Annotated in this window: 23 protein-coding genes; 9 read left to right on the forward strand and 14 right to left on the reverse strand. The window is 53.4% G+C overall.

The genetic code is table 11. From position 1 onward, the window contains the following. Positions 1-8 precede the first annotated feature (8 nt). Positions 9-143 carry a hypothetical protein gene (locus BA6348_RS27605; protein ID WP_005833986.1) on the forward strand — a complete coding sequence of 45 codons (135 nt, stop codon included), beginning with the start codon at positions 9-11 and terminating at the stop codon, positions 141-143. A gap of 88 nt (positions 144-231) precedes the next feature. Here the strand turns inward: BA6348_RS27605 and BA6348_RS00395 are convergent. Next, positions 232-1,382, reverse strand: a protein-coding gene (locus BA6348_RS00395) for an IS3 family transposase (RefSeq protein ID WP_369750415.1) whose coding sequence is annotated in 2 segments (ribosomal slippage) — positions 232-1,124 and positions 1,124-1,382 — 1,152 coding nt in all. Because the reading frame shifts where the segments join, the coding sequence is not laid out codon by codon here. A gap of 239 nt (positions 1,383-1,621) precedes the next feature. Beyond that, positions 1,622-1,966, reverse strand: coding sequence for a cupin domain-containing protein (locus BA6348_RS00400; RefSeq protein WP_122953340.1), 345 nt, complete (start codon positions 1,964-1,966; stop codon positions 1,622-1,624). Positions 1,967-2,205: 239 nt separating this feature from the next. Here BA6348_RS00400 and BA6348_RS00405 point away from each other — a divergent pair, with 239 nt between their 5' ends. Together BA6348_RS00405 and BA6348_RS00410 are read left to right on the forward strand one after the other, a co-directional pair. Beyond that, complete coding sequence (locus BA6348_RS00405; RefSeq protein WP_005833311.1) at positions 2,206-3,372, forward strand: cation:proton antiporter; 1,167 nt, start codon at positions 2,206-2,208, stop codon at positions 3,370-3,372. 176 nt (positions 3,373-3,548) lie between these two features. Then, positions 3,549-4,688 (forward strand): glycerate kinase, encoded by a 1,140-nt coding sequence (locus tag BA6348_RS00410; RefSeq protein WP_026558295.1) that lies wholly within the window; start codon positions 3,549-3,551, stop codon positions 4,686-4,688. A 185-nt stretch (positions 4,689-4,873) separates the two neighbouring features. Here the strand turns inward: BA6348_RS00410 and rpmG are convergent, their stop codons facing one another. Next, entirely contained in the window at positions 4,874-5,023 is a 150-nt protein-coding gene (gene rpmG / locus BA6348_RS00415; RefSeq protein ID WP_005833307.1) for a 50S ribosomal protein L33, read from the reverse strand. Between the two features lie 21 nt (positions 5,024-5,044). Continuing rightward, positions 5,045-6,253, reverse strand: a complete 1,209-nt coding sequence (locus BA6348_RS00420; RefSeq protein ID WP_025845781.1) for a GTP-binding protein — start codon at positions 6,251-6,253, stop codon at positions 5,045-5,047. A 194-nt stretch (positions 6,254-6,447) separates the two neighbouring features. Between BA6348_RS00420 and BA6348_RS00425 the strand changes: the two genes are divergently transcribed. After that, positions 6,448-6,882 (forward strand): DUF3800 domain-containing protein, encoded by a 435-nt coding sequence (locus BA6348_RS00425; protein ID WP_242507431.1) that lies wholly within the window; start codon positions 6,448-6,450, stop codon positions 6,880-6,882. 42 nt (positions 6,883-6,924) lie between these two features. Here BA6348_RS00425 and tnpC read toward each other — a convergent pair whose 3' ends face one another. The 4 genes from tnpC to BA6348_RS00450 form a co-directional block, all read right to left on the reverse strand. Then, complete coding sequence (tnpC, locus tag BA6348_RS00430) at positions 6,925-8,502, reverse strand: IS66 family transposase (RefSeq protein WP_129552146.1); 1,578 nt, start codon at positions 8,500-8,502, stop codon at positions 6,925-6,927. Positions 8,503-8,560: 58 nt separating this feature from the next. Then, positions 8,561-8,917, reverse strand: a complete 357-nt coding sequence (gene tnpB / locus BA6348_RS00435; protein ID WP_122953521.1) for an IS66 family insertion sequence element accessory protein TnpB — start codon at positions 8,915-8,917, stop codon at positions 8,561-8,563. Then, complete coding sequence (tnpA, locus tag BA6348_RS00440) at positions 8,911-9,234, reverse strand: IS66 family insertion sequence element accessory protein TnpA (protein ID WP_005837493.1); 324 nt, start codon at positions 9,232-9,234, stop codon at positions 8,911-8,913. The genes tnpB and tnpA overlap by 7 nt, the downstream gene beginning before the upstream one ends. A gap of 409 nt (positions 9,235-9,643) precedes the next feature. Further along, entirely contained in the window at positions 9,644-10,930 is a 1,287-nt protein-coding gene (locus tag BA6348_RS00450) for an IS110 family RNA-guided transposase (protein ID WP_174768841.1), read from the reverse strand. Between the two features lie 187 nt (positions 10,931-11,117). Between BA6348_RS00450 and BA6348_RS00455 the strand changes: the two genes are divergently transcribed. Further along, positions 11,118-11,477, forward strand: a complete 360-nt coding sequence (locus BA6348_RS00455) for a hypothetical protein (protein WP_242507432.1) — start codon at positions 11,118-11,120, stop codon at positions 11,475-11,477. 311 nt (positions 11,478-11,788) lie between these two features. On the opposite strand, the gene BA6348_RS00460 is transcribed toward BA6348_RS00455, so the two are convergent. Continuing rightward, a complete protein-coding gene (locus BA6348_RS00460) occupies positions 11,789-12,745 on the reverse strand; it encodes a hypothetical protein (protein ID WP_122952509.1) in 957 nt (318 codons plus the stop codon). 223 nt (positions 12,746-12,968) lie between these two features. Between BA6348_RS00460 and BA6348_RS00465 the strand changes: the two genes are divergently transcribed. The 3 genes from BA6348_RS00465 to BA6348_RS00475 all read left to right on the forward strand — a co-directional run bounded on the left by BA6348_RS00465 (position 12,969) and on the right by BA6348_RS00475 (position 16,521). Then, on the forward strand, positions 12,969-14,330 hold the full coding sequence (locus BA6348_RS00465) for an FG-GAP repeat domain-containing protein (RefSeq protein ID WP_005833299.1): 1,362 nt from the start codon (positions 12,969-12,971) through the stop codon (positions 14,328-14,330). 78 nt (positions 14,331-14,408) lie between these two features. After that, complete coding sequence (locus BA6348_RS00470) at positions 14,409-15,119, forward strand: response regulator transcription factor (protein WP_007782640.1); 711 nt, start codon at positions 14,409-14,411, stop codon at positions 15,117-15,119. Beyond that, positions 15,106-16,521, forward strand: a complete 1,416-nt coding sequence (locus BA6348_RS00475; protein ID WP_007782636.1) for a sensor histidine kinase — start codon at positions 15,106-15,108, stop codon at positions 16,519-16,521. The genes BA6348_RS00470 and BA6348_RS00475 overlap by 14 nt, the downstream gene beginning before the upstream one ends. Positions 16,522-16,635: 114 nt before the next feature. Here BA6348_RS00475 and BA6348_RS00480 read toward each other — a convergent pair whose 3' ends face one another. Beyond that, a complete protein-coding gene (locus BA6348_RS00480; protein ID WP_007782632.1) occupies positions 16,636-17,268 on the reverse strand; it encodes a nitroreductase family protein in 633 nt (210 codons plus the stop codon). 161 nt (positions 17,269-17,429) lie between these two features. Here BA6348_RS00480 and BA6348_RS00485 point away from each other — a divergent pair, with 161 nt between their 5' ends. Further along, positions 17,430-18,185 (forward strand): SDR family NAD(P)-dependent oxidoreductase, encoded by a 756-nt coding sequence (locus BA6348_RS00485; RefSeq protein ID WP_007782629.1) that lies wholly within the window; start codon positions 17,430-17,432, stop codon positions 18,183-18,185. Between the two features lie 236 nt (positions 18,186-18,421). On the opposite strand, the gene BA6348_RS00490 is transcribed toward BA6348_RS00485, so the two are convergent. The 4 genes from BA6348_RS00490 to BA6348_RS00505 all read right to left on the reverse strand — a co-directional run bounded on the left by BA6348_RS00490 (position 18,422) and on the right by BA6348_RS00505 (position 22,673). Beyond that, positions 18,422-20,095, reverse strand: a complete 1,674-nt coding sequence (locus BA6348_RS00490) for a b(o/a)3-type cytochrome-c oxidase subunit 1 (protein ID WP_007782622.1) — start codon at positions 20,093-20,095, stop codon at positions 18,422-18,424. Positions 20,096-20,110: 15 nt separating this feature from the next. Then, complete coding sequence (locus tag BA6348_RS00495) at positions 20,111-20,578, reverse strand: cytochrome c oxidase subunit II (protein WP_005833289.1); 468 nt, start codon at positions 20,576-20,578, stop codon at positions 20,111-20,113. Positions 20,579-20,602: 24 nt separating this feature from the next. Continuing rightward, on the reverse strand, positions 20,603-20,770 hold the full coding sequence (locus BA6348_RS00500; protein WP_005833287.1) for a cytochrome c oxidase subunit 2A: 168 nt from the start codon (positions 20,768-20,770) through the stop codon (positions 20,603-20,605). Positions 20,771-20,975: 205 nt separating this feature from the next. After that, complete coding sequence (locus tag BA6348_RS00505) at positions 20,976-22,673, reverse strand: YcdB/YcdC domain-containing protein (RefSeq protein WP_122952510.1); 1,698 nt, start codon at positions 22,671-22,673, stop codon at positions 20,976-20,978. Between the last annotated feature and the right edge of the window lie 48 nt (positions 22,674-22,721).

The following is a 22,721-nucleotide window of genomic DNA, read 5'->3' on the forward strand; positions in this document are numbered from 1 at the left end:
TAGATCATATGATCGCCAAGTACATCGGAGAAGCTTTGTTGTTTGTGGTAGGTTTGCCGCTTTTCGCTTACCAGACCGGAGAAAGCCTGCACGCTTTGGCAGACGCTTTCGCGCAAATGTCCGATTTCGTTAACTGGAAATAAGCACGCCGTTTTTGGGCGGAAAAAAGTAATAAGCCTGGCTGTCTGTGGTCATAGCCCCGTCAAGTAGACACTAAAAAAAGACGCTATCTTAAGCGGCGATCGATTCCCGGTATTGGACTGGGGAGAGGTCGCCGAGTTTTTTCTGGAACCGTTCTGTATTGTAGAATTCGATGTATTCAGCGATCAGTTTGCGAGCGTGAGCTATATCTCTTGGTTTCTCCAGATACAACTTTTCCGTCTTCAGGTGTGAAAAAAACGATTCAACACAAGCGTTGTCGAAGCAGTTCCCCCGTCTGGAATGGCTTCCGGTTAGCCCTTGTTCTTGCAACAGATTTGCGTATGTCTTGGTAGTGTACTGGAATCCTTGGTCGGAGTGCAGGATCGCATCTCCATTACCCAGTTGCTTCACCGTAGACAGCACAAGATCAAGATCGTTTCTCTCCGACACTTCCCAAGCAACCGTTTCGTTATTATACAGATCCAGGACCACGGACAGATAAATGAAGTCATCGACGACTCGAATATAGGTAATATCGGTTACATATTTCTTTCTAGCCTCGTCCGCAGCGAACTGGCGATTAAGGACATTGTTGAACACGATGGAGGGCTTGCGGCCGGCAAATGGACGCTTTTTGCGGATCACTGAGCGGATGCCCAATTCTCGCATCAGTCGGCGAACTTTCTTCGTATTTACTTGTAGTCCCTCTTTGCGTAGAGCCGTGCGCATTCGTTTATACCCAAAGTATGGGCGAATGCGGTGAATTGCCAGTATATGTTCCTTTAGGTCGGCATCCTGCTCCACACGTACCTTACGAACCTTCTCCGTCGCCTTCCACTTGTAGTAGCCCGCCCGGGAGACCTCCGCTATTTCGCATAGCATGACCACAGCGTACTTGCGACTCATTTCTTCGATCGTCCTAAACCGGGTTTGCTTATCCAACTTCCCTCCCCGTGTAGATTTGGATTGAGCTTTTTTAGGTATTCGACCTGCGCTTTCAAGTAGTTGTTCTCTTCCTCTAGACTGCTGAAATACTTCTTGATCCATCGCCCTCTATAGTCTTCAAACGTTTCACCGTTTTGCCGTTTCTGTACCCACTCCCGAATCTGCGTCTTACTTTTAATGCCTAATTTCTCCATTATCATTGGGTAGCTCCAATGCTCCTCAACCCGCAAACGTACTGCTTCGCTCTTCGTTGCTTCGTCATATTGCTGCTGTTTTTGCCCTTTACGTGGCGGCATAAGAAAATCCCCTCCGGTCAACAGTGTTGATCTCATCATACCATGAGGTCTTTTTTCACTGTCTACCATGAGGGGATAATACCATCTGTTTCTGATGACAGTCAGGCTTTTTGTTTTGGCATAAAGGGGCGAAGAGCAGGTAGGCTGAGGCAGGAGAGGAGTCTTTTCCTTTTCATGCGCTCGCTAGTGCTTTTCCTGCCCTTTCCCCGCTCGCTGCTGCCTCGCCCTCGCCAAACCGGCTACTCCACCTGGATGCGATCTCCCCGCGTGGTCGGTTGCGAAATGACGAGAAACTCCACGTCTTCGCCGCTCTCGTTTTTCATCTGATGCCGTGCTCCCGGCGGCACTTCTACTCCTTCCTGCGGGCCGATCTCGTGGCGAACGCCCTCCACCTCCAGAACAGCCTGTCCAGAGAGCACAAAGAAAAATTGGCGGGAGCGCTCGTGGTAGTGGCGCACCTCAGCCGTTTCTCCCGGCATCCGCTCAAAAATGACGCTCAGCTCCGTCCCCTTGACCAGATGCCAGCCGTCGCAGTGGTCGCCCCATATGTAGTGCTCCGCATTATGCTTGCTGATTTTCACCATCGCTCGCCTCCTGTTTTTGCTTCTCATCATGACATGCACACGACCAGCCCGCAAGCGTTTCTTTACTTTTTACGGGCGCTATGTTAAAATGTCATCATAACGCAAATGAATATTCGCTTTGTTAATGGAGGAGCCTGTCATCATAGGGTTCTTTTTGTCTTTTTTCAGCCGACAAAAAGAAAACCCCGTGATTACGGGCTCTTTTTGCATCTTACACACAGATTAAAGGGGGAAACCGCATGCTTATTTTTCAACTGGCTGTCATCCTGATCGCCTCCAAAATCGCCGGAGACATCAGCGTGCGCCTCGGACAGCCGTCCGTTTTGGGGAAACTGCTGATCGGGATCGTGCTCGGCCCAACCGTGCTCGGGCTGGTGACCGACACGGAAATTTTGAAAGAAATCAGCCAGATCGGCGTCATCCTGCTCATGTTCATCGCCGGACTGGAAACCGATATCGACGAGTTCAAGCGCACCGCGAAGTCCTCCACCAGCGTTGGCGTGGCCGGCATCATCGCGCCTTTGGCACTCGGCTACGTCGCCGGGATTACGATGGGGCTTTCTTTGTTTGAGGCTCTCTTTTTGGGACTGTTGCTCTCGGCCACCAGCGTAAGCATCTCTGTACAGACGCTGAAAGAGTTGGGCAAGCTAAAATCGAGAGAGGGCGCAACTATCATGGGGGCTGCCGTCATTGACGACGTGCTCGTCATTTTGGCGCTGGCGTTTTTGATGAGCTTCGCTGGCGGCGATGTGAACCTCGGCCTGGTCATTGCGAAAAAGCTCGCGTTTTTCGCAATCGTGATCTTGCTGTCCTGGAAAGTCGTCCCGTGGGTGTTGCGTAAATTCGCGCCGCTGCAAGTCAGCGAGTCCGTGATCTCCGCAGCCCTGATTATTTGCTTCCTGTTCGCTTACTTTGCCGAGTACACGGGCGTTGCCGCCATTATCGGCTCCTATATTGCGGGTGTCGCGATCAGCCTCACCGGCTACAAGCAAGAAATCACCCACAAGGTAGAAACGATCAGCTACGCCGTCTTTGTGCCCGTCTTCTTCACCTCGATCGGCGTCACCGCCCAATTTTCCGGGATCGTGGAAAATCTGTGGCTGATTGCGATGTTGAGCGTGATCGCCATTGTTTCCAAGCTGGTCGGCGGTGCCATCGGCGCAAAACTCACCGGCTTCCCTTGGAAAAATTCGCTCGCCATCGGCGCTGCCATGATATCGCGTGGCGAAGTGGCGCTGATTATCGCGGCGATTGGTTTGGAAAACAACCTGCTGTCTGACGACATGTTTGCCGTCCTGATTGTCGTGGTTCTGGTGACGACGATTGTCACCCCGCCGATGATGAAATGGCTGTTCGCGGACAAAAACACGCAGGAAGAGCAACTTTTGATGAAAAAGAACGCATAGGCGACAAGCCGGGCTGTTCCACGTCAGATGACGTTGGAGCAGCCTTTTTCATTTGGACATCCTTCGCAATCTGTGCCGTTTCGGTTTATGATGGAGAAAAATGGTTCCCGAACACGCAGGAGCTTTTTTTCGCTGCTGTCGAAAAGGATCAGACCATGCAAAGGAGGGTGCCCGGCATGAAAGTCGTCGTAGCGCCGGACTCTTTCAAAGGAAGCCTCACTGCCAAGCAAGTCAGCGAAGCGATTCGCGCAGGCATACGTCGCGCCGATCCGCACGCCGATATCGTCGCCAAACCGATGGCAGACGGCGGAGAAGGTACGCTGCAATGCCTTGTCGACGCGACTGATGGGAAAATCATGACGGCCACCGTCAAAGACCCGCTCGGCCGACCTGTTGCCGCCGAGTTCGGCATTCTCGGCGACGGCGTTACCTGCGTGATCGAGCTGGCTGCCTCTTCCGGCCTGTATCTCATCTCCAAAGCGGAGCGCAACCCGCTTCGCACCACTACCTACGGCTTCGGGCAACTGATCGTAGCTGGCCTCGACCTGGGCTGCCGCCGCTTTATTCTCGGCCTCGGCGGCAGCGCTACGAACGATGGCGGCGCGGGCATGCTGCAAGCTTTGGGCTACAGGCTGCTCGACCAGGCCGATCAGCCCTTGCCCTTTGGCGGGGGAGAGCTTTCCCGCCTGAGCCGCATTGATTGCAGCCAAAAAGACAAGCGGCTCGCTGAATGTCAGTTTGTCATCGCCTGCGACGTCACCAACCCGTTTGTCGGTCCAAACGGCGCTTCCCACGTATTCGGCCCGCAAAAAGGGGCCACCCCGGAAATGGCGCTCGCGCTGGACGAGCATTTGCGCCATTTTGCAGACGTGATGGAGAAAAGCCGGGGAATCGCCATTCACGATCTGCCGGGAACAGGCGCTGCGGGCGGTGTGGCAGGGGCGCTTCTCGCCTTTCTCGGCGGCGAGCTGCGGGCGGGGATTCAGATTGTCATGGAGACAACCCGCCTCGCTTGCGCCATGCAGGGCGCCGATCTCGTCATCACCGGAGAAGGCCAGGTGGACGTGCAAACCGCCCAAGGAAAAACTCCGTGCGGCGTAGCCCAGCTCGCGCAGCAATTCGGCATCCCCGTCATCGTGCTGGCGGGTTCCATCGGCGAAGGGATCGAAGCGTTGTATGAAAAAGGCGTCACCGCCGTCGTCAGCATCGCCAATCGGCCGATGACGCTGGATGAGTCCATGCGGGACAGCGCGGCGCTTCTGGAGCAGGCGGCTGAGCAGGTTATGCGGATTTGGGCTAGTCGGAGCGGTTCATGAGGACTGGGGCGTGGGGGCAGGTGGTTGGTTGGCTTTCGGAGTTAGTTCGGTTGCGGCTGCACAGTCGGCTTGGTTGTGGCTCCACTGCCAACTCGACTGCCGTTCCATTGCCCCACTTGCCTGCCCTTCCCCGCCAAAAAAGCTCTCCCACAGCAACATGCTGCCAAGGGAGAGCTTTTCGTCGTCTACTTCGTTTCCCGATGCAATGTATGGCGCTTCAGGCGGGGCGAATACTTTTTCAGCTCCAGCCGCTCCGGATTGGTTCGCTTGTTTTTGGTCGTGATGTAGTTGCGATCTCCTGTTTCGGTGCATTGCAGCGTAATGTTGACGCGCATGTCGATTTCCTCCTTTTTGTCTTACACTTGCATCTCTACGACGGTGCTGGAAGTGGGTAGCGGGTCAGGCAGCTTGGCCCAGTCCGAACGGTACTCCTCATCCGTCAAGAGACAAGCATCCAACTGCTCTGTCACCGCTTCCCGGTCCAGGCCGATGCCGATGAACACAAGCTCTGTCATCCTGTCCCCGTGCTCCGGGTCCCAGGCGCGCTGCAAATCTGGTTCTTCCGCCAACAGCGCTTGCCTTTCCTCGGCAGGCAGCGCAGCCGCCCAAAAGCCTGCCGTACCGACCTCGATCGAAGGCCCTGCCTGGCTGAGCGTCATAGCCAGATCGTTGCGCGTCGCCAGCCAGAAAAAGCCTTTGGCCCGCACGACATCCTCCGGCCAGGCCGACAGCCACTCGCCAAACCGCTCGGGGTGAAACGGCCTGCGCGCACGATAGACGAAGGAAGAAATGCCGTACTCGTCCGTCTCTGGCGTATGCTCTTCTTTTTGCAGCTCGGCGATCCATCCTGCCGACTGGCTGGCCGTTTCAAAATCAAACAGTCCCGTATTCAAAATCTCATGCGGGTCCACCTGTCCACGCACCGCCCGAATAAAGCGGGCCTTTGGCTGCAATTTGCGCAGCACTGCCTCCAGTTGCTCCAGCTCTTCCGGGTCTACCCGGTCGCATTTATTCAAAATGAGGACGTCGCAAAACTCGATCTGATCGATCAACAGGTCGACCACTTCCCGAGTATCGTCCTCCCCCACTGCCTGATCCCTGTCCAGAAGACTTTCTCCCGAGGAAAAGTCATGCCAGAAACGGTACACATCTACGACCGTCACCATCGTGTCCAGCCGGGTCAAGGCAGACAGGTTGATGCCGTTTTCCTCGTCGACATACGTAAAGGTCTGGGCGACAGGAACAGGCTCGCCGATCCCCGTCGATTCGATCAGTATGTAGTCATACCGTCCTTCGCGCGCCAGCCGCTCCACTTCTGTCAGCAAATCCTCGCGCAGCGTACAGCAGATGCAGCCGTTCGACATTTCCACGACCTTCTCGTCTACGCGGGAAACGCCCCCTCCTTGCGCTACCAATGTGCCATCCACATTCACTTCGCTGAGGTCGTTGACGATGACGGCGACGCGCATGCCTTCCCGATTGTTCAAGACGTGATTGAGCAATGTTGTTTTTCCTGCCCCCAGATAGCCGCTCAGGACGGTTACCGGGATTCTTTTATCGGTCATAAGCTGATCTCCTTTGCGCTACAAAACGTAATTATTACGATTTAATAAACATGCTAACGCAATGCTCTTTCGCTTGTCAAGACAAATCGTAATCATTACGTTTAAACACAGTAATGATGAAATAACCCCACCCCCGCTCTTATTTCTTCGTTTGCTATAATCAATTTATGTCGCAATGGAAAGTAGGAGCAGATGTGACTTTATACGGATTTTACACAGATGAATCAGGAAACAACGGCTTCAATGATATGAGAAATCAACCCGTTCTCTGCTACGCGGGCATCCTGGTCCCCATCCATTACCAGGTGCATTTGCATCATGAGGTCCAGAAAATCAAAGACAATCTGGAAAAAGATATAAAGGCCACCATTCACGGCATACCCGCTGAGCAGTTTCCACATATCGACTTTTTTAAAAAGTTTGAAATCCACGGAAAGGCGTTTATTGACGGTGAAAATTTCTACTATAACTTATCGGATCGCCAACGCTTCAAAGTGGTGGAAGAGTTGTTGTCTTTAGTGAAGGCTTCAGAAGTAAAGGTAGTGGCTGCTCTAGTCAACAAACAGCTTTACCAGACCCAGACACGTGAAACCAACCATAACCGTATGCATATCGTAAGCGTCAAATAGCCCCCACCTTGTTGCCAAGATGAGGGCTGGTCTATGCTGGGGTCAAGAGTTGAACACGTTGCAAGTTAGCGGTAACCACGGCGACCAAGGCAGCAAACTATCCAGGGTTTCTGGATTTTTCAGATCGGGAAGCTGTGGGAGTTGTTCGAATAGGTACGTCAAGTACTTGAACGGGTTCAGTCCATTCTCCTTTGCTGTTTCGATGACACTGTAGATGATTGCGCTCGCCTTTGCACCGCGAGGCGTATTGGCGAACAGCCAATTCTTTCGTCCGATCACAAACGGCTTCATCGACCGCTCGCTGCGGTTGTTGTCAATCTCGAGCCGCCCATCCTGCAAAAACGCCGTCAGCTTGTCCCACTGATTCAGGCTGTAGGCAATCGCCTGCCCCAGCAGACTTTTGGGAAGCGTTCGGGGGCGTTGCTGACGCAACCATGCCAAATAAGCGTCCAAAATGGGCTTGCTTCGCTCCATTCGGACGGTATAGCGTTCCTCTGGTGTCACGTCCTTCAGTTCCCGTTCAATGGCAAAGAGCTGGTTGCAGAACTGAAGCCCTTGCTGAGCTGCTGTTTCGTTTTTGTCTTGGGAGGCGGGCAGCGCCTTCAACGCCTCGTCAAACTTGCGACGCGCATGTGCCCAGCATCCAACGAGGGTGACATCCTTCACCTTGTGGTAACCGGCATAGCCGTCCACGTGAAGATAGCCGCCAAACCCCGTCAGAAAGTTCCGGGGATGCTCACCGCCGCGCGTTGTCCGGTAATCGTAGAGCACGATGGGCGGACCCATGCGGCCTGTCCGGTACAACCACAAATAGGACTGCGTCTCTGCGGATCGGCCAGGCTCGCGCAATACCTGCAGCGTCGTTTCGTCGGCGTGCAGAATATCCTGGTTCAGCAGATGCTCCCGCATGCGGTCTGTCAGCAGGGAGAGCCACTGCTCTGCCCCGTAGATCATCCAATTCGCCAGCGTCTGCCGCGAGATCGTCAGACCCATGCGGGCAAACTGTTGCTCCTGTCTGTACAACGGTTGGCTGTCCACGTACTTCTGCGTCATGACATACGCCATACTCGAAGGAGAAGAGAGGCTTCCGGGGTAGACAGGCTCTGGCATCGGAGCCGTGACGATGGGTGTGCGAATTTCCTCTCGTTCACAGCGGCGGCAAGCATACACCTGGCGAACATGACGCACGACTTTCACTTCTGCCGGGATGACCGTGATTTCGTTACGGGTCTCGGTACTCATCTCGTGGAGAGGACCTCCGCAGCATGCGCAAACTTGCTCCGTTTTCGGCAGTTCATAGAGGACCGTTTCCACGGGGAACTGGTCCAGCTTGGATTTGCGGCCAGCAGACTTTTTACGGCTGTACGTAACCGTTTCTACATCCGGTTCCTGAGCGGCAGGAGTCGCCAGCATCTCGGCTTCGTTGAACAGGTTCAGCTCCAGTTGATCCGGATGCGTCTTCTCGCTGGAGGCACCGAAACGTTTTTGCTGGGCCAGTCGGAACTGCTCCTCGTACCATTTGAGTTTGGCCATGAGCTCGGCGTTTTGCTGCTCCAGTTCGAGGCAACGGTCCTGCAGATGTTCCATTGTAATGTGGGGCGTTTCACTTGTTTTTTTCATACTTGTTTGATTCGACAACTGAGCAGGAATATCCTGTGCCCTTGTTTGGAAAATAGGCTCAAATGACTGTGCGGGCCGTCACCTCCGGATGTTCTTGGTGTTGTTCAAGTGACAACCCATCGAGCAGCCAGCGCAGCTCACGTCGGGTCATTTTCATCGGCGCAGCGCTCGCATCTGTCGGCCAGCGGAACTTGCCACGCTCCAACCGACGGTAGTAGAGCCAGAATCCGTTATGCTCCCAATAAAGGATTTTCAGTTTGTCTCGCTGTCTGTTGCAAAAGACAAACAGCGCAGATGAAAACGGATCGAGATGAAATCCCTCCTTGACCAGGACAGCGAGTCCGTCAATGGACTTGCGCATATCCGTGCTGCCGCAAGCGAGGTACACCCGATCTGCCTGAATCTCGCTTAACATAAGGTTTTCAACACCTTGACCACATCCGCAAGCAGGGATGGATCAAAGCCGGATCTGATCTCAATGCTTGCCGAACCAACTTTCACAAGCAAGGGCGATGCTGTGTCGGATGTCGATTCTTTCACTTGAAGGGGAACCCACTGCGGTTTGTTGGTTGCTTGTTTTGGCTCATCTTCCCCTTTCAATTTCCGCATCCAATACCAAAGCTGGCGCGGCGTAACCTGATGACGTTCGCACCAGGTCGCGACGCGCTCTCCACTAGCCCGGTAGTCATTGATTCGGGTGCTCCATACCTCTCGAAGCTCCGCTTGCGTCATAAAAAAACCTCCCACTATAAAGTAATGTTTTCTCCTGTTTTCTCGCTCATTCTCTGTTTTTTAACTTTGACATCTTAAAGCTCTTGTCGGAAGATTGAAGGAGATACAAATATTTCTGTAAGGGCTGTGGCGGGAATAGAGCCTGCAATCACCAGTTTCCAGACTGTGGATAAAAAGGTATGATCGCACAGTGGATCTCCACATCCGCCCTCGGGGTTTACCCTCCCATGTCACGCTGGGTCTATGCCCTTACATTCCTTCGTTCTACCTCTCAAGGGGTGGAGGCCGATTCTAGCTCCTCGACTGGGTCGTTGCCCTTATGGATTATAATTCTTCGGCTTCTCCGGTGCTTCCGTTGTCATGGTTGTACACATGTGAATAAGCGAGATGACAGGTTTGTTGATAAGCTTTATGCAGCACTTTGTTGTAGCTGGGCTTGTCGAATCGGCCCCAATACTTCGTTTGCGTTATACTCTTTCTGCTTTGTCCCCAGTGCATAGAGGACGCGAACCAGTTTTCCACATAAGGCGATAATCGATTGCTTCTTCTTGAGCGGATTTTGACTACGCGTTGTATAATACTCGTGGAGCGCTTTAAACTCTTTGTTTTTGGCTACCATCGGCAGCATGCAGCGGAACAAGATGCCTCTTAGGCGAGAGCGCCCCCGCTTGCTGATTCCGGTCTTTCCCTTACGTTTTCCAGAGCTGTTCTCCGTCAGATTCAGCCCAGCCAGACGGATGATCTGCTGTCCATGGTCGTAGTTGTTCAGATCGCCAACCTCCGCCAAGAAGCCGGCGACGGTCAGAATGCCAATCCCTGGGATGCTCAGCATTTGCTTCGTTCCGGGGATCTTCTCCAGAATCTGCAGGACTTCCGTCATAATGCTTTCTTCTTGCTTGCAGTACAGATCGTACTGCTGCAGCAAGGCGGCAAGCTCGATTCGGGCAGCTGTCAGCCCCTCGGTAAGCCCGATAGAGACCGTAGCGGCAGCATAGAGCTGCTCCGCTCTCTTGATGCCCACCCCACGCTTGATTTCCGTCTTCCAATGTGTGAGAACGCCTCTGGCGCCTATCGAGACAATCTCCTCTGGAGTGGGAAACTGGCGCATGGTCATCAGTGATGCCTTGCCTTCCCAGTCCTTAAACACTTGTGGATACTCCGGAAAGTAGCGGTCAAACCAGTTTGTAATCCGAGCTTTCACTTGATTCAAGCTCACCATGACCTTCTCCCGAAAATTCATCAGAATGCGTAGCTCTGCATATTCCTTGGTCGGCAAATTGGGCTCTGAATATTTCCCGCTCCGAATCAGGTCGGCAATGACCTTCGCATCCTTGTAGTCGCTCTTGGTCTGCGAGTTGTCCTCAAGTTCTTTGCTCTTGTTCACATGGTGCGGATTCACGACGACGCCCCTGATGTCTTGCTCCTTCAAAAATGCCGCTAACGGGAACCAGTAGTGTCCGGTAGGCTCGATGCCAAATACGATGTCGGTTTTCTCATGTATCCGGCCAAGCTCCTTCATCCACGCAGCCAGTTTCGTTAGCCCCTCCTGATCGTTGTGGAACACACATTCTTTCCCAAGCTCAATGCCTCGGAAATCCACGGCTCGAGCTACATGAATCTTTTTGGCGATGTCCGCACCAACAACCAGTGTTTTTTCGGTAATTCGTGTAATCCGTTGATTCTGTTTCTGTTTCAGCTTATACTTCATGTAGAGCGTCCTCCTTTTCATTAGGGCAGTGTGAATGTGACCATTCCAAGACCCAGCATACAGGAGGCGCTTTTTTCTTTCAAAGCTCAAATTTCTTCATTACAGGAATGGCTCCTCGTATCGTTCTGAGGAAGATTATCTCACGGGACATTTCTGATTCGTAGGTGTGCTGGATTTGACGCTTACGCATATCCATGCGTATACGGAACTTGTTCGCTGCCTTTCCAACGAGCTGAGCCGTGCTGACTCGTATGCGTTTGTCATTTGTGACGACGGCAAGCCGAGCGAGCTCAACCATTTTCGTGACGCGCTGCGAAATCCGGTCAATCGCAGGGTGTATCCCGACCTTCAGGTAAAGCTGTCGCACGATCATAATGGAAACCTGATCCAACTGGCTGATATGATTAACTTCATCACCTCTGTTCATTTCCGGCATCGTTACGGCTTCCCTCCGCGAAAACGACACCAGGCCGCCATCCTCGATGTGTATGCGCGACATCTGGACTCCAAGCTCATCATCTGGGAATACAAATAAAAAAGAGGAGGACGCACACAACGTGCGAACTCCTCTTGTCGGTCGTACACAACGTGCGACCTATTCCTACCCTATCCAAAATCACCGGACGATATGTCAGAATAAATTAAGACATTCTGTTCATAGGTCAATGCATGAGCTACGTACAGAATGCCTTAATTTTCATGTAGATTTAGTCGTACACAACGCGCGAGCAAATCCACATCTATAATTGTACGTTTGCGAAAGGAAGTTGTCAAGCATAACGGAGAAAAAAAGGCTTCGCCCATCTTTTTAGCGAAGCCTTCGCTTCACTTGTGTCGATCCTTACGCTACTTCACCCGCTTCATCGCCACCGCTTCCCCATACGTGCCGATGACCGGCTGATACAGGTTGCGGTTGTTCAACTGGTCCTGGCTCACTACCGGGGTCGGACGATTCATTTTCCATGTAATCTGGCTGTACACATTGCCTGTGGCGGTCGGCATCGTGACCAAAATATCTTTGACCTGGTCGTTGTTGCTGTCAGTCACGTGCAGCTTCGGCAGCAAACCTTTGTCGCGCGTGCCCACCGAAATGAACGTCTGTTGGTTGTCTTTCCCTTCGCGAACCACAACGCGCAAATTCTCGGCCGTCTGGTTCATCGACATGCCCATCTTGTCGCCTACCAAAAAGATGTGGTCTTTGATACCGTCGCCTGTCACATCTGCGTATTTCGTATCCAGCACAAATGTACTGTCGCTTTTCATGCTGAACCCGCTATTGATCGAAACATCCGGCGAAGGCAAGTTGTCGACATCGGTTTTTTCCACTGTTACCCCGAGCAACTGCGGCTTTTGGTCCACGATATTCCACACGCTGGTTGCCACGGCAATATGGTCCTGATTGTTTACTCCCCAAATATTTTGCTTGCCCATCCAGCGCAGATTGCCTTTGGCGTCGCGAAATGGCACCAGCTCCACGAGCTTTTGCACGTAGCCGTCCGTCGGCTTTTGCAGCTTGCCGTTGGCCTGATAAATCCCTTGATTCAGGTACGTTGTTTTATTGGCAGATAAATCAAACGTGCTGACTGCTTTTGTGCGCAAATTCGTTACTTTCGCTTGAAACCCGTCGGTAAACTGAACGGAAAACGGAATGTTGTGCTGCGGTTGCAGCAGGACAACTGGAGCATACGTTTGTGACTGTGACGGAAGGGCATTCGCATGAACCGGAGCGGCCCCCAGTCCTGCTGTCATGAGAATAGCGCCGCTACATACGATTGTTGCCATCGTTCTTTGCCAAAGTTTCATGATATTCTCCTCCTATGTAATTGGGCATGCTATTTCTTGCCAGATTGTTACACCCGTGTCTTTCCTTCCCTCTCTTCTCTCTAAACGAGATGGACAGGTCAAATGTTGCTAGTAAATAATTCCTAAGTTTTCTCGCCATTTTTACCGATTTGCAACAACTTCGCCGAAAAGGCAGGCTACAATAGAGTCAAACGGAAGCTGCTGCAGAAAGGAACAATCACAAATGAAAAAGGCTTGGCTTTTGTCTGCCGCGATCTGCGCTTCTCTCGTGAGCGGTTGCGGCCTGGCAGATACCCCTAACGAACTGATGCGCGCCCCCTCTGCTGACGGCGATCAAAAATCGATCAATCAGGCTGTCATGCAATTTTTGCCTGCGGGCTCACAGTTGGCTGTGCCGCTCCACCCCGCAGAGGCGAGCGCCGTCTCTCTTCAAGACCTGAACGGCGATGGAACCCCTGAGGTCGTCGCTTTTTACAAGTCGGAGAAAACGGATTACGAAATCGGCGTGCTGGTGCTTTCGCAAAAGCAAGGAAACTGGCAAAAGCTGACCTCCTTTACCGGGATTGGCAATGAGCTGGACTACGTCTCGTTTCACGATCTCAACGGCGACCAGATTCCCGAAATGCTGATTGGCCTGGGCGGCGGCGACGGTCTGAACAGAGAGCTGTCCGTGTACTCGATTACCGACGACAAAACCGCGGAGCTGATGAAACAGCCCTACTCCGTCATGGCGGTGGGCGACTTGACCGGGGACGAACAGACCGAACTGGCCCTGGTCCTGCACGACCACAGCAATTTCACCTCCAAAGCCGAGCTGTTTGGGGCCAAAGACGGCCAAATCGCCAAGCTGACCGAGATCGCGCTGGACGGCTATGTGAACGGATACGAGCAAGCGCTTATCGGAAAAGCGTCCCCTACGCAAAATGCCCTGTTCATCGAAGCCGGGGTAGGGGCGCACTCGGCCGCCACCGACATGCTCCTCTGGGAAAATGGCACCTTGCACAACCCGTTGGTCAAAGTCGAGGGCGAAATGGATTTGACCTTCAAGCCCTACCCTTTGTACAGTGAGGATATTAACGGGGACGGCATTATCGAGATCGGCACCAGAACACAGCCGCCCGGCACAGAAGAGCTGGCCATGGTCGAAATTCCCTGGATCTCCTCCTATTTTCAATGGGACGGCAAGACCGGGCTGAAGCATGTAGAGGATCATTACCAAAACTATGACCTGGGACTCGATCTGAGAATACCGGAAAAATGGAGCGGAAAATTCACGATTGCCGCCAGTCCCAACGCCAATTCGCACATCATCCGCTTTTTCTACTACGGGGAAAACGGGAAAAATAAAGCCGAGCTTTTGACGCTCCAAACCGTTCCGCAAACCGAATGGAACAAATTCGAGAACGGCCTCAAACAAAAGCAAGTGCCCTACGTTCTTTTGAAGGAAGAAGGAAAACAGGTCCTGATCGCGATCCTTCCGCAAACGACACCAAGCCTCGGCAAGTCTGCCATGCAGGAGTACCGCTCTATGCAGCTCACAGCAGACGAGATACGCCAGCTTTACAAGCCTTTATCCATTTCGTGATAAAGGCCAATGCTGTTTTCCTTGTACCGATCCGCCTGCGAGCGAAAAAAGTCGAAATCAGACCAAGGGGATTTGTTTATGAAGGTTTTATTGCTTGAAGACGAAAAATCAATTCGCGATTTTGTGCGCATCAATCTGCGGCGCGAAGGCTGCGAGGTCATTGAGGCGGCGACAGGCGAAGAAGCGCTGGAAATCGCGCAAGCGCAAAGCGATATCGAAATCGCGATTCTCGATGTGATGCTGCCCGGCATCGACGGCTTTGAAGTGTGCGGACAACTGCGCAAAAAATACCCGCGCCTCGGGATCATCATGCTTACTGCCAAGAGCCAGGAGCTGGACAAAGTGATGGGGCTGGAGTTCGGGGCCGACGATTACGTGTCGAAGCCGTTCAGTCCGGCTGAGCTGTTGGCCCGCGTAAAGGCATTGCACCGCAGGCTGGCTCCCCTCCCCGCTCTTGTGGAGGACAAAAATACGATTGATATCGCTCCCTTCACCCTGCTGCTCGATGAGCGGAAGCTGACGAAAAAGGATCAGGAAATTGTCCTGACCCCGAAGGAGTTTGCCATTATCAAGCTGCTGGCCGAAAATGCCAACAAAGCGATCAGTCGCGACGAAATTTTGACGAACGTCTGGGGACAGTTTTTCGTCGGGGACTTGAAAATCGTGGATGTGAACATCCGCAGGATTCGCCAAAAAATCGAAGACGATCCTGCCCACCCGGCCTTCCTGGAAACGGTCTGGGGGTACGGATACCTTTGGCGGAAGGACGCTCCTGATGAAAGGAATTAGAAGCAGGCTCGTCTTTTACTTCGGCATGATCTTGCTGTTGATCGTGCTTCTGTTGGAGGGACTGTTTTACTGGGCGGTCCATACGTACTACTTCGGAACTGCTACCGAAGCGTTGGAGACGCGCAGCACGACCTTCACCAATTTTATTAACAAGTACGCAACCGGCTATCGCTTAAAAGACAAGGCCCGCTATATTTTGGAAAACGTATCGAGCCAGGAATACGCCAAAATCGAGGTGCTCGACCTAAACGGCAAGGTCATTCTCAACTCGTACGGCTTCCAGACGGGAGAGCTTGTCCAAACCTCGGACGTCATGGAAGCGATCAGGGGGCAAAAAGGACTGTTCGTAGGCCGAACGCCCCAGTCGCGTGAGCGGGTCATTGCCGTGTCCAATCCCCTCACCTTCGGGTCTGAATACGTCGGCGTCCTCCGCTACACGATCTCGGCAGAGCCTCTTTATCAGGCGGTCAATCGCATCGCCTTGTACGGGCTGGGCGTCGGGGCTGGCGTCGTCCTGCTGGCTTTTGCCCTCAGTCTGCTCATGGCCAAACGGATCGTCGACCCCATCGAGGACCTGACGAATGCCGCGAAGCAAATGGCAGAGGGCAACTTCACCGCCCGCGCTCCGAAGCGCTACGACGACGAGGTCGGGACGCTCGCCGATACGTTCAACTACATGGCAGCAGAGATCGGCAAAAACGAAAAGCTGAAAAACGACTTCATCTCCTCCGTCTCCCACGAACTGCGCACGCCGCTGACCTCGATCAAGGGTTGGGGAGAAACGCTCCTCTCCGGCGGCCTGGAGGAGCCGGAGGAAACAATGCTCGGGCTGGAAGTCATCTCCAAGGAAACCGACCGCCTCATCGGCCTCGTGGAAGAGCTGCTCGACTTTTCGAAGTTCCAGTCCGGCGAAATGAAGCTGTCCCGCGAGCTGCTCGATTTGCGCGAAATTCTCGACGACATGCACGTCCAGTTCGCCATCCGCGCCCAGGAAAAGCAGATTGATTTTCAACTGGCGCTCCCGTCTGCTCCCCTGACCGTCATGGGCGACCGCAACAGGCTGAAGCAAGTGTTCGTCAATCTGCTGGACAACGCCTTCAAATTCACGCCAAAGGGCGGTACGATTTCCGTGACAGCGACAGCCTCGGAGGGAAGGCTGACGGTCACCGTCGCGGACAGCGGAGAAGGGATTCACCCGAATGACTTGCCGCACGTCACGGAAAAATTTTTCAAAGGACGCTCCAAGCTGTCTGGCAGCGGACTCGGGCTCGCGATCTGCAAAGAGATCATTCAGTTGCACAAAGGAGGCTTTTTGGTCAATAGCAAGCAAGGACATGGCACTTCGATCATGGTAGAACTGCCTCTCGCCCTTGGCCCTGAGGAAAATTTTCCGGCAAGCTAGCCGTGCTGTCGTAAATCGCCCTTGAAACGACAAACAAGCGCCCTGACTGATTTGTCGGCACACAGCAAAAAGGAAACCCTGACCAAGCGGGTTTCCTTTTTCACGCGTTTACGATTAAAATTTGTTCGTAATCACCAGCTCATCCAGTCCAAAGCGGGCTGTCGGATAAGCTTGAACGCTTGCTTTGCCGAGCGTCAGCATCAATGTCGGGATGTAGCGGGACGGGATGTTCAGCTCTTTGATGAGCGCATCGCGATCGTATCCGCCCATTGGGCATGTGTCGTAGCCTTTGGCTTTTGCCGCCAGCATCAGTTGCATCGCCGCGTAGGAAGAGTTGCGGATGGCTTCGTCGCGGGCGATCTCCGGATTGTTTTTGTAAGCTCCTTCGATTTGCGCGATCATGTTGTCACGCACTTGCTCGGTGACGTATCCTTTTTCGAGGGCAGCGTCATAAACCGGGCGCGCCGACTTGTACGCCTCCAAATCTCCGAGTATGATGATGGTGGCATACGCATCCACGACTTGCTGCTGACCGTAAGCGATCGGCAAAAGTTTTTCCTTGATCGCTGGATCCGTCACGACGAGAAAACGCCAATGTTGCAGATTCCAGGAAGACGGAGCGCTTGCCGCGAGACGCAAAATCTCGTTCAGCTCTCCTTGTGGAATCGTTACGTTCGGATCGTATTTGCGCACGCTGTGGCGTGCTTCCATCACTTGTTCAGCCGTCATTTTCAGTTCCGTAGTCATGAGTTTTCTCCCCTCCATGTGTCCATTGCCTGTTCCAAATATATAACTTACTTTAATATAGTTACAAACGTTATTCAATCCCTTTTTCTTCCCGATTGCAGTTTGACGGGAGAAGGACAAGGGCACGCTGATACATACTTTATTGTTTGGAGGAGTTTTGCTTGAAATACACGGATAACATTGTCATCGTCACAGGCGGCGGGCAGGGCATCGGACTTGCCGTCGCCACCATGTACGCTGCGCACGGCGCTCACGTCGTCATCGCCGAGCGCAATTCCGAGGCTGGCGAAACTGCTGTCCAGAAAATAAACGGAGCAGAAGCAATCGCAGGCTCGGCCGCTTTTGTCCAAACGGATGTGAGCGAGCCCGAGCAAATCGAGAATCTGATGCAGACCGTTGACGCCCGCTGGGGACGACTCGACGTGCTCATCAACAACGCCGGCTTATCGGTCTGGGAATCCCCCTACGACCTGACCGTCGAAGCGTGGGACCGGATTTTGAACACGAACCTGCGCAGCGTCTTCCTCGCTTCGCGGGAAGCGGCGAAGATCATGCGACGAAACGGCGGCGGCGCCATCGTCAACCTGGCCTCGACCAGAGCCCACATGTCTGAACCGCACTCAGAGGCGTATGCAGCATCAAAAGGAGGCATTTTGGCGCTCACTCACGCTTTGGGCGTATCGCTTGGCCCCGACGGGATTCGCGTGAACGCCATCTCGCCAGGCTGGATTGAAAACGGCGATTACACGGCACTGCGCCCGCTCGATCATGCGCAGCATCCCGCAGGCCGCGTCGGCACGCCCGACGACATCGCCCGCGCCTGCCTCTTTTTGACGCAAAAAGAAAACGACTTTATCACCGGAACCGAGCTGGTCGTGGACGGCGGGATGACCCGCAAAATGATTTACGAGCCATAAAGCTAAACCAATGCCTCTCCTCCTGAATACTTTGTGGGTAACGAGAGATAAAGGAGGAGTTCCATGTCTTTTGAAGAGGAAGATCTCAGGTTGCTCGCTCTCTGGCTGCTGGCGATTGGCTATCTGATTCTCGCCTTCACCGAATTGGCCGCTCTTGGATACTGGTAATGCGAAAGAGCCACTCCCCCATGCATGACAAATGGGCAGTGGCTCTTTCTTTTCCTCGTTTGCTTATGTTACCAGGTTCGGAATGGAGGCGAGCCTGGCGCCTGATGCTGAATTTGCTCCATGATCGGATAGCCGTAAGCCAAAATAATCAGGAAGGCGACCAGTCCGACCCATACAGGCCAACGCTCCAAAATGCGCGGAACTTCCTGGGTAGTCTCGGTTTCGGCAATCGGATACTCGGTGTTTCCTTTTGGTGCGTAGAATGTCAGGTACAGCAGGATGAGAATCAGCAGAACCGCCGATACAAACAGCAGCCCTCCGCCAAACGCCATGACGCGTTGGTAATCCATCCAGCCGAGCGCAGTCGGATGGTCCATGTACGTCGTATAGTCCGTGCGGCGCGGCGCCCCTTGCAGCCCCATCGTATGCATGGCGAGCGACATCAGGAACATCCCTACTGCCCAGAAGACGGTTTGCACCATCCCCATGCGGTTTGCCGTCTTGGTCAGCTTGCGCCCTGTCAAGGCCGGCACCAGCCAGAAGCTGACCCCGAAGAAGGTGAGCGCAACTGCGGCGCCGACTGTAATGTGGAAGTGCCCTGTTACCCAAATCGTATTGTGCACCACGGCGTTGAGCTGGTTACTTGCGTTGATGATTCCGCCCGCACCGCCCGGAATGAAGAACAGCATTCCCACAAACGGGGCGAAGAAGCGAACGTCTGTCCAAGGCAGTTTCTTGAACCAGCCGAACAGACCGCTGCCGCCTTTTTTGCGACCTGTCGTTTCAAAGACTGCAAACATCGAGAACGCCGTCATCAGCGACGGAATGACCACGATCAGCGTCAGCGTGACGTGAATCATTTTCCATCCGGCGGAAATTCCCGGCTCCATCAACTGGTGGTGGAACCCGACCGGAATGGAGAACAGCAAGAGACAGATAAAAGCGAGGCGACTGAGCGAATCACTGAACACATGGCCGCCGATAATGCGCGGAACACATACGTACCAGGCCATGTAAGCGGGCATCAGCCAGAAATAAACGAGCGGGTGACCGAAAAACCAGAACAGCGTGCGGCTGAGCATGATGTTGATTGTCGGCACCAGTCCGAGCGACCACGGAATGAGCTGGAACAGCACCTCGACCGCTACCGGAAGGGTCGCGATAATCCACATGATGTAAGTCGTGACCGCCATGAAGACGAACAGCGGAGAGTTTTTCCCCGGATTTTCCCGTCTCCATTTGCGGTAGCTGGCAAAAACCCCGAAGCCCGCCAGCCAACTGCCCACTACGAGCAAGGCCGAGCCGATGTAAAAATACGGCGATGCTTTCAGCGGAGCGTAGAAGGTGTACAAGACCGAAGCTTCATTCATCAAAATCGTGACGACAGCCATCGAGGTGCCTGTCACCATGAGAATCCAGCCTGCCCAGCCGAATTTCAGCGCTGCTCCATGCAAGGAACCGCCTGTCGTGCGAGCTACCCCGGAGAAAATAAAGCCGACGATGAAAAACGTGGTAAAAATGAGTGCCATCAATACGCCGTGAGCTGTCAAGATTTGATAGTAGTTCGTCCAGCTTGGCAGTTCTATGATACCGCCGCGCACCATTCCCTGAAGCATACCTGCCAATGCAGCCAGCCCGAAGGCGATATACGCCACCCACACATACGACAGACTAAGTTTAGCCGCCGAACGCTGTATCGGAACGTGGGGAATCGAATCGTCTATTTTTCGTGCGATTACCATAGGGTTCACCTACCTCTATTTCACAATAATCGTGGTCGCCATCACCTGATGGCCGGCGCCACAGTATTCGTTGCAAAGAATCAAGTACTCGCCTGGCTTGTCAAACGTATAGCTGGCCGAGCTGATATGTCCCGGCAAAACCATGAAGTTGACGTTCGTTTCAGGAATCTGGAATCCGTGAATGACGTCCGGACTGGTGACGTGGAAGTTGATCGTCGAGCCTGCCGCGACCTCCATCTTCGTCGGCGAGAAGCCGAAGGCAAACGCCGTCATGTAAGCGTCGTACTCCTTGTCCCCTACCTGCTTCAGCCCCGGTTTGTCAAAAGGAGGGGTTTCCATCACCTGTTCGGGGTCGATCATTTCCATACTGCTTGGCGGGGCCATCCCCATCGCAAACGCATTGACGCACAGCAACAGGACAAACAGCGCCAGTCCGCCCGCACCAAGCATCAGCCATATTTTTTCATAACGGTGCAAATGCATAAGTATCCTCCTTCTCTTCCTCTATTACGCCCGGTCCAGGAAAAGCCCGAATACACCCAGCCAACCGACGAGAATGATGCCTCCCACAATTAACACAGCGGCAAACGTTCCCTTCAGTTCCTCTTGCTCTGGCTGTGTCTTTTTTTCTTTTGATTTTTTGCCTTGTTTCAATTTGTCGATTTGCGTCTCCATCGCACTGTTCTCCTTTCTGTGTGCCGCGCAGGCGCATCATATCTTTCACGCCTTCATTCTACCCCTGGGACCAGTTGGAAGTAATTCGGGGAAATCCCCTAAAATGATCAGGGAAACTCCTGATTCTGCCCGGTTTGTGTCACAGGTTCGACAAAAAAAGCCGATTTCTGCAAGAGCAGATCGGCTTTAACGGTTTTGGAGAGGCTTACCGGTATTTGATTTCGATCAATTTTCCAGTAGTGGCGTCGACGAAGCGGTAGCTGTCCTCCCGTTTTCGCTGATAGACCAGTTTCGGCTCAGGTGCGCGCTGATCTTCGTACTGTTCCCAGTAATACACCAGCTCCAGCTCGACTTCCTTTTGATACGTTTCTTTGGCTTCCTGGGCGCTGACCAGCTTCGTGGCAGCAGGCAAGGCGATGTCAGGGTGGATCGGGTGGAAACTCAGCCCTGTAACCGCGCCTGTCACCTGATCGATGCCAACCCGGTAAAATTCATCCGACACGGGGATTCCGTTGCGTTTCCCCTGAAAATTGAAGTAATACTCACGCGGCTCGTTCCTTTTTTCCAGCTTGCTTTTGTCCACCCAGTCCGGGATTGCTTCATCATGTCTGAACGTAAACAGCGTCAGCTCGGAAACAGCCGGATCGAGGTATGGCTGCAGCGCGGCAATCGCTTTTTTCCGCGCTTCGTCGACGCTGATTTTTTGCTTTTGCTCCTGTCTTTCCGGCAGGTACAGATGAAAGTCGATCAGGCGGTCGCTGGCAGCATCAGTCGTAAGCGTAATGGTTTCAAAAGCCTGATTGGCCTTTTCCGTGAAGTCCATCCAGTGGTACGACTCAATCGCCTGCAGTCCTTCCCGCAGATTGTCCTTGTGATCGTCGTATTCAAAAGTAGCGCCTGCAACGTCAATGCCAAACTGCGACTTCAGCCATTGCTCGGCCTCTTTTTGCGAAGCGATTTTGATGGTCTTCCCTTCTCCTTTTACCTGAACGCTCTCCTTGGCCTGCTGGTCTGGCTCGTCCAGCACCTCTCCGGTGAGGGCGTCGATTCTGTACACACCGTATGGCTGATAAACAAGCATCGGCTTCTTCTCCTCTGCCCTGCCAGGCGCGGAGTAGGAAGTCGGCTGCTCGGCTACGTATTCCAGCTCCATTTTCAGCTTATCCTGATAAATTTGCTTTGCTTTTTCCAGGGAGATCGCTTTTTGCGGGTCGGGCCATTTTACCTCGTCAGGCCGGATTTGATTGTACGCGTCAAAGCGGATGACATGCCCGGCGTGGTCGATAGAAACCGAGAGCGCGTTGCCATCGAGCGCAATCTGATTGATTAGCGTCTGGTAGTAGACGGTAGAGTTTACCCATTCGATCATGGCGCCTTTGCCGTCGCCTATCCCTGCTTTTCCTCTGCTTAGCGCTTTTGACTGCTTGAATTGGCTGGCATCCTTGCCGAGCATGCTGGCGAGAAACGCATCGGCCTTTTCGCGCGCCAGCTTTTCGTCCGGGTAGTCAGCAGACGCCCAGGCCGGATTTTTCACATCCAGGTAAAGCAGTCGCCCCGTCTGGGCATCCAGCTCGATTCTGGCCGTTGCGTAGGCAAGGCGGCTTTTCTCTGCTCCTGTTTCCGGCCGATCCGTCAGCAGCACAGTCCAGACCTGATGTGGATAGTTCCGGAAGCTCGGCTTGCCTACGGACTTTCTTTCCAGGCGTAGCGCCTTTATTTCCGGAATGGCTTCCTTCAGCTTGTCCAGCGTGTTTTGCACTTCCTGGGAAAACTCCTTTTGTTGCGGCAGTTGCTCCTGCGCGCTGCCTGCTGCTTCTGCCTGCGGCGGCATTGTCCAGATCGGCGTGGCAGCCAGCAAGCAAGCCGCGACGGCCGTCATGACAGACTGGTTGATCCTCTTCATCTCGATCCTCCTGATAACCTGTTTTGGGTATTTTTTACACGTTCACCC

Origin of the sequence: Brevibacillus agri (genome assembly GCF_004117055.1) — a bacterium.
Taxonomy (GTDB): Bacteria; Bacillota; Bacilli; order Brevibacillales; family Brevibacillaceae; genus Brevibacillus; species Brevibacillus agri.

Coding starts and splice junctions, on each gene's coding strand:
- rpmG (WP_005833307.1), bottom strand. CDS start 5,023: ATGCGCGTCAACATTACGCTGCAATGCACCGAAACAGGAGATCGCAAC.
- BA6348_RS00480 (WP_007782632.1), bottom strand. CDS start 17,268: ATGACTACGGAACTGAAAATGACGGCTGAACAAGTGATGGAAGCACGC.
- BA6348_RS00500 (WP_005833287.1), bottom strand. CDS start 20,770: ATGGAGACGCAAATCGACAAATTGAAACAAGGCAAAAAATCAAAAGAA.
- BA6348_RS00490 (WP_007782622.1), bottom strand. CDS start 20,095: ATGGTAATCGCACGAAAAATAGACGATTCGATTCCCCACGTTCCGATA.
- BA6348_RS00495 (WP_005833289.1), bottom strand. CDS start 20,578: ATGCATTTGCACCGTTATGAAAAAATATGGCTGATGCTTGGTGCGGGC.
- BA6348_RS27605 (WP_005833986.1), top strand. CDS start 9: ATGATCGCCAAGTACATCGGAGAAGCTTTGTTGTTTGTGGTAGGTTTG.
- BA6348_RS00405 (WP_005833311.1), top strand. CDS start 2,206: ATGCTTATTTTTCAACTGGCTGTCATCCTGATCGCCTCCAAAATCGCC.
- tnpA (WP_005837493.1), bottom strand. CDS start 9,234: ATGACGCAAGCGGAGCTTCGAGAGGTATGGAGCACCCGAATCAATGAC.
- BA6348_RS00420 (WP_025845781.1), bottom strand. CDS start 6,253: ATGACCGATAAAAGAATCCCGGTAACCGTCCTGAGCGGCTATCTGGGG.
- BA6348_RS00460 (WP_122952509.1), bottom strand. CDS start 12,745: ATGAAACTTTGGCAAAGAACGATGGCAACAATCGTATGTAGCGGCGCT.
- BA6348_RS00505 (WP_122952510.1), bottom strand. CDS start 22,673: ATGAAGAGGATCAACCAGTCTGTCATGACGGCCGTCGCGGCTTGCTTG.
- BA6348_RS00410 (WP_026558295.1), top strand. CDS start 3,549: ATGAAAGTCGTCGTAGCGCCGGACTCTTTCAAAGGAAGCCTCACTGCC.
- tnpB (WP_122953521.1), bottom strand. CDS start 8,917: ATGTTAAGCGAGATTCAGGCAGATCGGGTGTACCTCGCTTGCGGCAGC.
- BA6348_RS00400 (WP_122953340.1), bottom strand. CDS start 1,966: ATGGTGAAAATCAGCAAGCATAATGCGGAGCACTACATATGGGGCGAC.
- tnpC (WP_129552146.1), bottom strand. CDS start 8,502: ATGAAAAAAACAAGTGAAACGCCCCACATTACAATGGAACATCTGCAG.
- BA6348_RS00470 (WP_007782640.1), top strand. CDS start 14,409: ATGAAGGTTTTATTGCTTGAAGACGAAAAATCAATTCGCGATTTTGTG.
- BA6348_RS00475 (WP_007782636.1), top strand. CDS start 15,106: ATGAAAGGAATTAGAAGCAGGCTCGTCTTTTACTTCGGCATGATCTTG.
- BA6348_RS00465 (WP_005833299.1), top strand. CDS start 12,969: ATGAAAAAGGCTTGGCTTTTGTCTGCCGCGATCTGCGCTTCTCTCGTG.